This window comes from Victivallis vadensis (assembly GCF_003096415.1).
Classification (GTDB): domain Bacteria; phylum Verrucomicrobiota; class Lentisphaeria; order Victivallales; family Victivallaceae; genus Victivallis; species Victivallis vadensis.
The window spans coordinates 170,167-184,127 of sequence record NZ_QEKH01000005.1; the positions used below are offsets into that span (position 1 = coordinate 170,167).

The following is a 13,961-nucleotide window of genomic DNA, read 5'->3' on the forward strand; positions in this document are numbered from 1 at the left end:
CCGCAATATGAAAACGACCGCATCATTCCTTACCGCCGTACTCGCGGCGTCCTCCCTCGCCGCCGCCACGCTGGAGATGAAGCCGGACACCTATCTCAATATGAATTACGCCCACCGCCACGGCAGACACAAGGTCCTTGAACTGGGCGACAGTTCCGCGATCCTGAGCGCCTCCCGCCACGCCGCCGGCTTTGCGCTGCTCGCCAGCGACCGGGACGGCGACGGCGAACTGACGGTGAAGTTCAGGCTGCTGTTCCCGGACGGTTCCGCGCAGCCGCTCGGCGACGCCGTCCCGGTGAAGCTCAGAAAGGACCGGATGCTCGCCCGGAATCTGGTTCTGACCCTCGACGACGCCGACATCGCCCGGCTGATGAAGAGCGAGTCGAAATTCAACCTCGTCCCGGTCCGGGTGCAGGCGGAATTCACCGGCTCCGACGGCAAACCGCTCCCGGCGCTGAACGACGTCGCCGCGATCGGCTTCGACCGCGGCCTGAAACCGCAGCCCCCCGAGGCGGCGGTGGCGGAAAACGGCGTGACCGGCGTGCCGACGCTGGCGCTCAACGGCAACCTCTACCCCGGCATCTTCGGCTATGTCGGCTGGAACTGGGGCACCGCCCGGCGCACCGTCCGGGAGCTGGGCGAAGCCAGCCGCCATTTGTACGAAATCGTATTCCAGCCGTGGAGCCTCTGGAAGGAGGGCAAATTCGACGACGCGGCATTCGAGCGCACCCTCAACTCACAGGTCGCCTCGATCGTCGCTCAGGACCCGGAAGCACTGATCTTCGTGCGCTGGTGGCTCTATATGCCGCGCGACTGGGCGAAGCATAACCCGGGCGAATCGATCGTCTACGACGACGGCTCCACCGAAATCCCGCTGCTCGGCGGCCCGTGGGCGCACGCCTCCTACGCCTCGAAAGCATGGCTCTCCGCCTATACGAAGATCGTCGATACCGCGGTGCGCAAGCTCTCGGCCGGCTCCTACGCCGACCGGATTTTCATGGTCCGGGTCGGCTACGGCAACTGCGGAGAATGGAACAACTTCGGCTACCATCAGGAGAAATTCCCCGGCTTTTCGCCGCAGATGCTGGACGCCTACCGCACCTGGCTGAAACAGCGCTACGGTTCCATCGACAGGCTGAACGCCGCATGGCACACCGCCCTCTCCGGTTTCGGCGCGGTCGCGATTCCCACCCGTGAGGAACGGCTGGCAGGCAAGGCTGGCGACATCCTGCGGAATCCGGCCGACACCGGCAACGTCCGCGACTTCTACCGGTTCTTCAGCGAATTCACGGTGTCGCTGATCGAACACTTCGGCAGGGCGGTCAAGGCGGCCTCCGGCAACCGGCTGCTGTACGGAGTGTTTTACGGCTACTACACGCACCACCTCTCCGGTTTTCCGTACCACATGCTCGACTCCGGACACTACGCGCTCGGGCGGCTGCTGGACTCCCCTTATGTGGACACCCTGTGCAGCCCCTACAGCTACAACGACCGCAACCGCGGCAGCACGCTCGGCATGCCGCTCGAATCGATCAAGGCGCACGGCAAGCTCTTCCTCGCGGAGATGGACCTGCCGACCCATCTGGCCGATCCGAAGCGGTATCAGGCGGACGCCAATTCCGGCCTCAGATTCGCGCAGGCCGAAGAGCAGACGCTGACACTGTACCGCCGGGATTTCGGGCGGGTGCTGACCTGGGGCGTCGGCGGCTACTGGTACGACTTCGCGCACAACTGGTACCACTTCGACCGCTTCCGGGAGTTTGCCGCCGCGACGGAAAAGATCAACCGCGAAGCGGCGGGCCGCGACCTGCGCTCCGTCGCCGAAGTCGCGGTCATCCTGGATGAAGAAAGCGTGTTCGACCTGTCGCTGCACGCGGGCAAATGGGGTGCGGAGCTGCGCGACGCCCTCTCCTTCGACATCGAACGGCTCGGCGTCCCGGTCGACTTCCGGCTCAGCTCCGACCTCGGCCGGGCAGTGAAGCGCGGCTACCGGCTTCTCGTCTTTCCGGCGCAGTTCCGGCAGAATCCGGCCATCCGCGAAGCGCTGGCCGCCTTTCCCGGCCACGTCCTGTTCCTGTACGGCGCCGGTATGGTGTCGGCGGAAAACCGGCTGACCGTTCCCAATGACTTCTACGGTGTGCCCGTCACCACGGCGGATGCGGTCAACCGCCTGACCGCCGGGGAACGGCGGTTCTACTGGTCCGGTCCCCGCCCCCCCGCCGAAGTCTGGAAAGCGGTGCTGAAACAGGCGAAAGTGCACCGCTACGCCAGCCGCGACGAAACCTACATCTACGCCAACGCCTCCTACCTCGGCATCTGGGTCCCGGCTTCCGACGGAGGCACGCTGACCGTCACGTTGCCGGAAGCAGCCCGGATGACCGACGCCGAAACCGGCGAGCCGCTCGGCGGAGGCCCGGAATTCCGTTTCACTTTGCCGGAAAAGGGGATGTATTTCCGGCTGCTGCGCCGGGAGGCGCGGTGACGGTTCCGCCCTACTCCCCGATCCAGCCGCCCTGCCGGAGGCTGTTCAGGAAGGCTTCGGTTTCGGCGGCGGCGGAGGGGGGCAATGCGCCGCCGCAGGCTTCCGCCAGCCTGCCGGGGAGTTCTCCGGGCGGAGTTCCCGCTTCCAGCAGCTTCCACAGGAAGCAGCCGGTCCGGTTCAGTACCACAGAAGCGCCGCTGTCCATATCGAACAGAAATCCGGTGCGGTCCGGCTCCTCCCGGAACATCACGGTCAGTTTCGGCTTCACGGTTCCATCTCCAACGTTTCATGCAGCGGATATTGCAAATGGGCCTTCAACGTGCGCGGCGCGAACTTCCGGTCCAGTGCTTCGATGAAGCGCCAGTTGATTTCACCGGCCTGCCGCTTCACCGGTGCCGGAAACAGCCGCAGTGGCCCGTACAGATGCAGCACCAGCGCCGACAACAAATGGGTATGCCATGCGGCGGGAGCGGCGGGAACAATCTCCTGTTTCCGTTCGCCGCGGGTCAGCCACAGCAGCCGCCGCAGCCGCACCGCCTGTGCAACCGGATATTGCCGCGCGTCCCATCCTTCAAGCATACACCGGCTCCAGGTCGGCAGCGGACGGCAGAAAAACTCCTCCCCCTGCCGGAACACCAGCACCTCGTCATCCGCCGTCCCCCTGCCGCCTTCGGCCAACCAGCGGTTCAGCGACGTGGTTTTGCCGACTTCACTGGTTCCGAAAAGCAGCACGCCGTCGCCCGCCGCCGTCTCCAGCAGCGCCCCGTGGAACAGCGCGAACGGCGTCTGTCCTTTCAGCAACTCCAGCACATAGCCGCAATTCAGCATCAGCCGCATGGCGGCGCCCCGTGCGGCCTGTTCCCGGCACGGTTCGCGAAACGCCTGCACAATCCTCCCTGCGTCGAACCGGCAGTCCGTCCAGCGGAATGAATGCGTGACCGGAACGCAGTTCTCCCGTTCCGAATCGAGCAGCACCGGAGTTTCGCGCGCCTCTCCGGGGCGGCACTCCAGCCGGAGCATTCCGGCCAGCAGCTCCAGCAATCCGCAATTTTCTTCGCCGGAGGCTCCCACGGCAATGCGCCGGGAGAAATCCAGAGGCAGTTCCAAAATCCGATTCATCATTTTCCCATCAAAAAAAAGCGGCGCGGCTCCGCGAAAAACGGAACCGGGCCGCCCTGCTTCTCATATCGGCGTCAATCGATGCCCGGATGCTCCGGGTCCGGGTCCACGCCGGTAGCACCCTGAACGGCGGTGACCTTTTCCGTCATCGGCTCCAGCGCCGGAGTTTCGTATTCGAACTTATCCTTTTCCATCGCGTTCATTTTCCTTTGCTTTTTATGATTACGCCAACTTGGCAAGTTTCATCGCACCGTCTTCCATCGACAGCTTGAACTGCTCGTCGCCGATGCTTCCGAGATAATACTGCTCATCCGCATTCCACGCGAAGATCAGATTGGAACCGTTGGTGACCTCCATCTCGCCGAAACCGGTGATGGAAGAACCGCTCATCACGGTCCAGCCCTCATCGCCGAGCTGATCCTCCCAGCCGCTCAGTACCAGCGTGTCGCCGGCGAGATCGTTCTGCGCGAATCCTTCCAGCGAGCTGCCGAAGTCGAACTCCCACTGCGAAACCTCCGAGAGGTCGAGCTGGTTCTTCAGGTTCACATCCGAACCGCCGGTCACCTCCATCTGGTCGATGTTGGTAATCAGCGTCGCGCCGAATTCGCCGGTGAATGCGTCAAACGTCAGATACCGGTCGCCAGTCACGAACGAGCCCTTGCTCCAGTAGCGGGCATTGGACGCATCGCCGTCGATGATGCCGTTGACCGAGAAGTCCGCCCCCGCCGTACCGGTGAAGGTGATGTGCGTGTCCCCCTGAACCTTGCTCTGGTCGAAGCCGCCGCCGTAGATGTTGCCGTTGAAAATACCGCCCGAAATCGTGATGTTCGTATTGCCGAACAGCACCCCGTTCGGCGAGGCATCCTTGTTGGTGGCGCCGTGGCCGCCGTAGATGTTGCCCGCGAACGTGCCGCCCGAAATAGTCACATTCGTATTGCCCACCTGGTTCAGCGTGCCGTTCTCCTGCACGAAGCCGCCGCCGAATACGCCGGTGCCGTTGAACGTGCCGCCCGTGATGGTCACATTCGTATTGCCCATCACCTGCGCGGCCGCATCGCCGCCGGCGACCGAGCCGCCGCTGATCCACATCGAGAACGTGCCGTTCTGAATCGTAACCGAAGTGCCTCCGAAGCCGTTCAGTTCGCCGCCGGTCAGCTGATTGCCGCCGACGATGAATCCGAACGTGCCGTCGGCGGAATCGATCGTGACCGAGCTGGTCAGGGTGCCGCCGATGGAGCCGGATTCGACCCGGTTGCCGCCGATCACGCCCTTGCCGACGCCGCCGGCAGTGACGGTCACTTCACACTTCTGGGTCCCCGAGAACAGCGCGTCATTGCGGAGCAGGCCGCCGCCGTACACCCGCGCTCCCGCGTTCTGCCCATTGGTGGCGACATTCAGGTCGCGTTCCACAGACATAACGGCGGATTCGTGCATATCCGAGCCGCCGAACGCATAACCGTTCGCCGGAAGAACCGTCAGCGACGAATCTCCCGCCTTGTTGAACCAGTCATCCGTCTTCTGCACATACAGTTCGCCGTTCTCGACACCGACCAGCAGACCGTCCTTGCGGACGTTCAGTTCGTAGGTCTCGCCGTTCAGGGTGACCGCGAAGCTGTCGTCCTTCACGCCGGTCGCCAGAACGTACTTCGTGCGGTTCGCCATCGCCGTCGTGTCGGAAACCGTCAGCACGAGGTTCGCGAGATCGGCCATGCCGCTGCCGGAGAAAGCCAGCAGCGCGCCGCTCAGCGCCGTGACATCGGCGGTCAGTTCCACCGTGCCGATCGAAAGGGTGCCGCCCGTCACGGCGACGGCGCCGCCGGTCACCTTGTCGAACGAAGTATCGCCGCTCACGGTGAACTCACGGCCCGTGAATGAGAAACCATCCGCGAAGCTGTAGGAGCCGCCGGTGAATTCCACTGCCGAATCCGCACCGATCGAAGTGCTGTATTCCGTCAGCGCGTTGAAGCCGAAGAAGTAACCGTCGCGGCCCGCAATCGCGCTGCCGACCTCACCGGCATACTCCGAATTGATCAGGATCGTCGACTTGTCGGAGTTATCCAGCCACAAAGCGTTGCCGGTCGCGACCAGCTGCGCGCCCTCCCTGCCGCCTTCGACCGTCAGACTGTCATTCACGGTCAGCGTCGAAGCATTGATCAACTTCTGGACGAAAGAAACGCCGCTCTGAGCCGCATCCACTCTGGCGGTGATCGTCCCCGTGCTGGTGAAAGCTCCCGCACAGGTGATCGTGCTCAACGAATCCATCACAATCGCGCCGCTGCTGATGAGCGTATTCGCCGTGAACGCAGAGTTGCCGAGGCTCACGGTTGCCCCTGCACCGATACCGACTTCCCCGCGGGCGGTAACTGTCGAATCCACCGCCGTAAGCGATGTCTTCGCCTCTGCGCCTGCAACCTCCTCAACTGTTCCCGTTGCATTCAGATACAAACGGTTGACATTCAGTGTCGAGCCGCCTTCCAAGGTGACGGAAGCATTCCCCTTCGCAACTCCGGAGACCGTCTCGGTAGTGGAGCCAAGCGTCAAAGAATATGCGTTGATGTGGTTCAAGACCGCACCATTCATCAATGCAATCGCAGCGGTGTCGGTACTGTCATTGTTGTAGACATAGAAGTTGTATCCACTGTGATTAATCGTGGAAGCATCAACCGTTACCATGCCTTTGCTCTGCCAGTAATCAGAGATATCAAGCGTCGCGCCATTGGAAATAGTCATCGTTGACCCTGTACGCGAGTAAAGCGAGCCGAGTTTGACCGTGGTCTCCTCACCGGCAATAACGAACTTGTAATCATTCGTCCGGTTTTCCTTGCCGACATACAGGGTGCCGATGGAGGTATCTCCCGCCAGCGTCAAAGTTGTATCTGCTGCATTTTCCGCATTAAATCCGACACTGACATTTCCGCCGATCACGGAATCCGTAAGTGTTGTATCCGCCACAACCTGAAGCGTATTTCCAGTCAGCTTACCGATATTCAGCGTGCTGGCGCCGGAAACGGTGAACGTTCCGTTGTTTTCGAGGGTATTGCCGACTTTCACACTGCCGCCGTTGACGTTCATGGACGTATCGGCGATGAGCTTGAGCCCTCCTGCCTCGACCGCCGCTCCGTCGGCGACAGTCAGGACAGCGCCTTCATAGTCGAGCCACAGCGCCTTGTCGATCAGAAGTTTGCCGCCGTCGGCAAGCGTGACGTCCCCTCGGACATAGAAAGGTTCACCGGACTGGCCAGAAGCCTTGATCGTCGAATTGACGGTAAAAGTCCCGCCGTAGGAGAGATAACCGTAATCAAGGGTCATATCCGCCGAAATGACATAGGTGCCGTATTGGAACATGGCATATTTCGCCGTAATCATCCCGCCGGAAATGGTGGCCGTGGTCTGCGTACTGCCATAGCCGCACCAGATGCCGCCGTTGCCGAGAGCGAGTTCGCCGTCGACGGTCAGATCTCCGAGAACCCGGAGATCCCCTCCGATCACGGAATCTTTCAAAGTGGTGCCGGCGGCAATCTGAATCCGGTGTGCATCCCCGGAGGCAGCGTTGACGGAACCGATATTCAGCGTACTGGTGCCGGAAACGGTGAACGTTCCGTTGTTGGTCAACGTCGCGAATTTCGCCGAAGCGGACGAAAGCGTGATGCTTCCGGAGTTCACGAACTCGGCATTGGCAAGACCGCTCACATCGAAAGAAGCCTTCTCCGCGACAATGATCGCGCCTTCATTCACCGCGTAATTGTACGTTCCCGTCACGGTTCTGCCGCTCGCACTGTAAAGCTTGAAGCTGCTGCCTTCGCCGGTAACCGTCAGAGTGACATCATCGTCATTCCGGAAAGCGAGAGTATCCGCTTCGAACTTACCGCCGGCCGAGATCGTGGCAAACATACCGTCGGCATATTGCGCTTCCACCCCCATTTCCGCCTTGGAAGCGTGGGCTTCCCCGAATGTCACCGCAGAAACTCCGGTCAGAATCATGCTGCCCTGATTGGTCACGGTCAGACTGTCGCCGGTCGTGTAACCGAGCAGTTTCGGAGTTTCCCAATCGGAGATGTTCATCGTGCCGCCGTCAACGACCAGCGAACCGCGGTTGTGAACTTCCCCCTTGACGTTGAGCGTACCGGTCACAACCAGTTCCGCATAGGGCCGGATATAAATCGCGCCGGCCTGGTTCGCCCGGTCAACCGTAAGCGCACCGTCAATCTGCGCCTTTGAGAAGTATTCGCGCGCAGCAGGGTCGCCGGGAACAAGATCCGGTTTCTGCAACCCCGTGCCGACTTCCAGCTGCTTGACCGCGACGACCGCATCCGCTCCGATGGAGAGTTCGCTGTTTTCTCCCCGGACGCCTTTCAGAACCAGTCTGTCAACCGAAGTCGTCCCGGCAACGGAAACATTGCCTTCGGCACTGACCGTGCCGCCGACGGAGGAATCCGTCAGCGTCGCACCGTCCACCAACACGATCTCACCGGTCAAGGCGCTGATATTGAGCACGGAAGTACCGGAAACCAGAATCGTGCCGTCGTTCTTGACCTCATCAGCCTTCAACTCAGAACCACTGACGGTAATTGTCCCGTTGTTGGTGATCGAGGGCGCCTTGAAAGTGGAATCGGAGATTTCCACACTGCTCTTGTCGTTTCGGACAGAAAGACCGATTTCACGAGCGTCATTGTAGGTGAGGACGGTAAAGTCAATATCGGAACCATTCCTGATGACAAGTTTACCGGCTGAAGTACCATCCTCCTGACCGACATTGATGCCGTTTTGAGTCGTGTAATCGCCGCGATACTGCGTATTCCTGACCGTCGTACCGTCAAGAGTCAGCGTCGCAAGGAGATTGCTTTTATCGGCAGCCGGATCAAGTTTGTTTTCTTCATACGAGGTGCCGACATTCAAAAGAGCAAGGCTGACTTCAGAACCGGTAATCGTTGCCGTCCCGTTGCCGCGAACATCAAAACCGGCCTGATTCGCCTGACCGACATAGGCAAACAACGTGGAATCCTCAATATTGGCCGTTCCATAAATATTCCAGGTGGGAGCCCAGTTCCAGTAAGCTCCCGCGCCGGTTCCCGCATCCGGCAGGTCAGCCGGATCGTTGACTTTGCTCTGTCTCGGATCGAAGCCGATGGTGGAACCGCTCACATTCAGAACGCTGTTCGTATAAACCGACAGATAGGCGGAGCCACCCTCAAAGGCATTGTAATCAATACGGGAATCCGTCACCGTCATAGTGGCGTTGGCACGAAGCGTGAGCTTGGTCAGGGTGAGATGGGCGTCTTCCACGTTGAGCAGATATTCTCCGTCCGCCTTATCCGGATTGACTTCCAGTTCATAGTTCAGAAGCACTCCCTTGCCGTTTATGACGGTGTAGGTCCCGGCATTGGTCAGTTCCACTCCCGTCCCCTGCGGAGCGGCATAGGTATAAACTTCGTCCTGAAGGTCAATCGTCGCACCGCCCGAACTGTTGGCGGAAGAAAACGCTTCTTTGGCTGTTGCAAAGGCGTTGTAGCCGAGAATATTGCCGTCGGCCGTGACATCGCCCGCATCCCCGGTATAGCTGTTGGAAACGTAGAGAATTTCGGCGTTTTTGTCGGTAATGTACAAATCGTTATTGAAGATCAATTTGTTTTCCAACTCGCCGAGATTCGATACAAACGAGTAATCCTGAACCGCCGTACCGGTGTAATCAATCACCTTGTAACTGCCGGTCGTGAACGCGGAAGCATCAACCGTAAATGATCCAGCGCCATACACATAGGCGGTCGTGCCATCCACGACGACTCCGGCCTGATTGACAGCCACCGTCCCGGAGAACGCAAAACTGCTGTTCAGGTCCATCGTCAGGGAACTGCCTGCGTGGATCGTCAGGTCTTCCAATGCCAGCGAACCTCCCTGCAACACCAGTTGTTCCACACCACTCACCATACCGGAAGCCATACCGCCGACATTAACGTCTTCAGCCGCCACTTTACCTGTCAGAACGTCCTTACCGGCCTTCAGCGTCACAGCCGCGCCGTTTTTCTGCGCGATAACCGACGGTTCCCCCTCAGCCGCTTCTTCAAAAGAAAGAATACCGTTGAAATTTACATCGCCGCCCCCGAGGACGGTTCCGGAAATCTCATTGCCGCCGAGGAAATTCACCATACCGCCATCCGCATTAGCAACGGTACCGAAATCGGTAGTTGTATTGGAAAAGTTAAGTGTGCCGCTGTTCTCAAATGCTTCACTGAGCGTCAACGTGCCGTTATTCACCGTCACCGTTCCAAGATTTTTCAAACCGCCGGTTTCATTGATGAAAGTTGCTCCGTCAGCAATCGTCAGCGAGCTGAACGCGGAAACCGTGACGGGGATCGCGCTTCCCGTAGTGTTGCGCAACACTATGGAGGCATCCGAGCCGGAAACATTCAGTGTGCCACCTTTCCCGTACTCCGTCTCATAAGACGCGTCTCCGACTCGCAGCACGGCACCCATTGCACCGGAGGTGGACTCCAACTTGCCGGTGACATTCATCGTACCGTAGACCATCACCTGAGCCGCTCCATTCTGCGGCGGCGTCACGGTCACAGTACCGTTGACATCCACCTGCGTCGCGAGTTTTGCGCCGAAACTGCCGACCGTGGTCAGGTTGCCGTCGATCTTCACATAGACGTTGGCGTTCTTTTCCGCATAGAACTGGCCGACGGTGAGGTCTCCCGTGACCGTGAATTTCTCCGCAGTCTCCATGTCGAAATCCCGTCCGGTATCGCTGTTGACGCCGAAACTCCAGACATTGGAAAACACAGCACTCTCCGAAGCGACCTCCACCCCCTTGACGAACTGTATTGCGTTTCCGTCATAGATTCCGGAAGTAATTGAAATTATTTCCGTTTCTTCCGTCTGAGCAGCAGTCGCTGCCTCCATACTGACAAATGCATTGATATCGTAATATTTTCCATCGTCAAGGATGGTTCCCGTCACAGTGTCCGGCGTGACAGCCCATTCGCCGTTTACATAAAGCGTACTGACATCGGCTGCCGCAATAGGCTGCACGACACCGTCGCTGGTCACAAACAAATCCGCAGCCAAAGCCGGCAGAACGGCCGCCAGATCGCCCGCGAAATCACCGGCGGTGATTTTACCGTCCGCGTCAAGGGTAACGCTGGTTCCGGCGTAGCTGTATTGCCCCTCCGTCAGGTCAAGCTGATCCAGCGCCACGACATTTCCATCCTGAGTATTGCTTCCGGTGATCAGCACCTGCGCGTGACCGGGCCCAAACGAACCCGCATTGGCCTCGACGCAGGCAAAAACAAAGGAATTTTCGCTTGTTCCCGCATTGGCATTGGTCACGGCATTTCCATCCAGCAGCACGGTATAGACATTGGCGCGGCTGTTATTCTGGAAGAAATCAAACGCATAAAAATCGAATGAAGCGTTCGAACCGTATATCGTGTTGTTCCCAACCTTGATCACAGCGCCGGCCATCGCGTTCATGGTCTTGACCGCGATGAAATTATACGGAACTGTTTCGGAACCGAAAGTATTGCCGGAAATTTCCGAACCGTCCGCAAGGTAGCTCCAACCGAAAATCGCCGCTGCATATGCGTCTCCGGCCTGATTGCCCCCCTTGCTCGCAATAATGGTATTGTTTTTGACCGTGAGCAGCAACCCCGTGCTGACTTCACTGGTTCCGGTCACGATAAAGGCCGACCTGCCGGTTATCTTGGAAGGCGTAACGTCAGCATAACAACCTTCGACATTCAACGCCGCAGCACTGCCGGCGCTGACGTAGCTGTTGCCGCCGAACTTCAGATCCTTCACGGAAAGCGTAACGCCTGCGCCGGCATTCATGATCACATCATTCAGCACGCCGACATATTCTTCCCCCGTCCTGGTTCCGACGATCGTCAGATTCTTGTCGACAGTCACGGTTTCGCCGGAAATATTCCCCAGCACGGTAACGGTATCGCCATCCTGAGCGGCTGCGACAGCTTCGGCAAGCGTCCTGTACGCTTTCCCGTTCACGGACACGGCGGCAGGCTCAAATTCATATTCGCCGGTTGCCTCGTTGAAAACCGGAACCGAAGTTGTGCCGGTGACACTGGAAACGTCCACCGCTCCGGTACCGGCGGTTTTGATCACAGTACCCGTTTCGATTTCGCTGAACGTGACATCTTCCAGCGTACCGCCGGCAATCGTGATCTCTCCGGCGATTTTGATCCCGTCGGTCGCGCCTTTGATCACGTCATTGCCGTTACCGTCGCCGTTCAGCGTGACATCCTTCAAAGTGACATCGACTTCCGATACCCGGGAATTGATCGAAATGCTTCCCGCGTTGCCGCCGGCAGCACCCTGTCCCGAAGCAATCGTGGAATTTTCAATATTCGTAGAAACATTCTTATTCAGCTCAATACCGCTGCCGTCCCAACTGCCGCCTCCGTCGCCGCCGGTAATTTCGGAATCCCTGATATCGATCTGCGTGCAACCGGTGGTCTGGTGCGTATAAATCCCCTGTCCACCGTAGCCCCAGTTCTGGCCGGTGCCGTTCAATGCATTTCCGCCGCTGATCTTCGAGCTGCCGGAGATGCTCAACGTTCCGTCGAATGTATTCGATACATTGATCGCATCCGCCGCGTTGTACCAGTCGCTGTCTCCTCCGTGGATCGTGGTGTTTTTGATCTCCACAGCAGCGTTTCCGCCCAATTGAAGCGCAACGTTGCCGCCGACAAACAACTGGCTGACATACCCGGTGTAAGTTGCATCGGTTTTGCCGTTGCCGCCCTTGAGCGTGGAGTTCTCAATGGAAATACTGCCGCCGGAACTGCCGTAGGCATAAACGGCATGTGCCGCGGAGTTCGAGCCGATACTCCCGCAGTTTTCATCATGCTTCAGCGTGCCGCCGAGGATTTCGGAGCCGGTGATATGCAGACCGCCGACGGACTCGTACACAACCGCATGGACGGAACTGCGGACATTGAGCGCATTCCCGCCATCCACGGTCATGCCGTCGAGATTCAGAACGGCGCTGCCTTTGACATCAATCACCGAATTGCCGGAAGCGGCGGTCATCACGCCGCCCCGGAAAGTCACATCGGCATCCCCCTGCACAATGACATTGCCGGTAACCGTGAATCCCGCCAATTCCAGCGTCACATTCTTGGCGATTTCCAAAGTCGCATCCAATGCCACATCATCCAGCAGCGTGACGGTTCCGCCCGCCTGCGCCGCTTCCAGCGCCTCGGCAAGCGTTTTATAGCGGACATCGTCGACGATAGCGACATATCCCGCCTCATCCACAACCAGCGAACCGTCGCTCTCCGGATAAGCCTGCATGCCGTCGGCCAGTTTCCCATTCAGAACATCCACTGCATCGGGACCGCTCACGGTGAACTCTCCGCCGGTATATTTGCCCGTCGCATCGTCAATCGTGACATTCTGGCCGACCAGCAGCGAGCCGGAGGTTTCGCTTTCCGCATTGTATGCCTTGCCGGTGACGGTATTGGCGGAAACATCCTGTTCCACACCATTCAGAGAAGATTTCAACTCGGTATTTTCAACCTTGCAGTTGATCATCTGAACGGTATTGCCGGCCTGATTATGCCAAACTCCGGCAATTCCTCCGACTTCCAGATGGTCTCCCTCATCCAGCGCATTGACCAGCACGACTTCCTGCGCAAAGCAGGTCACATTGATAAAAGTGTTGCCGTAATGGGCGATACCTGCAATACCGCCGACATCGCAGGTGGAGCCGCTGACGTTGATGTTGGAGGTCACATCTTTGACGGTGATGTTGCCTTCCCCCATGAAGCCGACGACACCGCCGACATAAGTCCTGTAATTCTCGGATTCCGCCTTCACATAACTGCCGGCAACGGCGTCAATCGTCAGGCCGGTCAAGTTGGCATAGGCGTTTTTGCCGAACATGCCGCCGACATAGGCGAATCCCTCCACTTTCACCGTGCCGGTGAGCGTAATATTGGTATATTTTGAAGTATAGGGAGTTCCGGCAACCGCGCCGACATCAAGATAACCTGTCACATCAGCATTTTCAATGATCAGGTTTTTAACCTCTCCGTCTCTGGTGAAACCGAAAAAGCCGACATCGCTTTGGGAAGGCTGATTGATATAAAGATTGCTGACGGTATTCCCATCACCGTCGAAAGTCCCCCGAAAAGCATTTTTCGAAGTACCGATCGGTGTCCACTCCTCATTTTTCAAATCGATATTGGCAGTCAGTTTTACGGTCTGTCTTTGGAAACTGTTCCCTTCATTGACCGCATCGCGGAAGACCTAAATCCGTGAAATAACAGGTAAAATTAAAGTTAAAACAGAGGCAAACCTCTTGGGTTGCAGTATATTACATGAGAATACAACATAACGAATG

The 13,961-nt window shown here is 58.4% G+C and carries 4 protein-coding genes; 1 reads left to right on the forward strand and 3 read right to left on the reverse strand.

Annotation, left to right across the window (positions count from 1 at the left end):
- Positions 1–7 precede the first annotated feature (7 nt).
- A complete protein-coding gene (locus C8D82_RS04675; RefSeq protein ID WP_116883110.1) occupies positions 8–2,482 on the forward strand; it encodes a beta-galactosidase in 2,475 nt (824 codons plus the stop codon).
- A 10-nt stretch (positions 2,483–2,492) separates the two neighbouring features.
- Here C8D82_RS04675 and C8D82_RS04680 read toward each other — a convergent pair whose 3' ends face one another.
- From C8D82_RS04680 to C8D82_RS04690, 3 genes are all read right to left on the reverse strand, one after another.
- On the reverse strand, positions 2,493–2,750 hold the full coding sequence (locus C8D82_RS04680; RefSeq protein ID WP_116883111.1) for a PqqD family protein: 258 nt from the start codon (positions 2,748–2,750) through the stop codon (positions 2,493–2,495).
- On the reverse strand, positions 2,747–3,604 hold the full coding sequence (locus tag C8D82_RS04685) for a hypothetical protein (protein ID WP_116883112.1): 858 nt from the start codon (positions 3,602–3,604) through the stop codon (positions 2,747–2,749). Before C8D82_RS04685 ends, C8D82_RS04680 begins: the two co-directional genes overlap by 4 nt.
- 219 nt (positions 3,605–3,823) lie before the next feature.
- Positions 3,824–13,615, reverse strand: coding sequence for a beta strand repeat-containing protein (locus C8D82_RS04690; RefSeq protein WP_133245059.1), 9,792 nt, complete (start codon positions 13,613–13,615; stop codon positions 3,824–3,826).
- Between the last annotated feature and the right edge of the window lie 346 nt (positions 13,616–13,961).

Bases quoted from the DNA above. Each gene is read 5' to 3' on its own strand.
- C8D82_RS04675 (WP_116883110.1), top strand. From the start codon at position 8: ATGAAAACGACCGCATCATTCCTTACCGCCGTACTCGCGGCGTCCTCC.
- C8D82_RS04685 (WP_116883112.1), bottom strand. From the start codon at position 3,604: ATGATGAATCGGATTTTGGAACTGCCTCTGGATTTCTCCCGGCGCATT.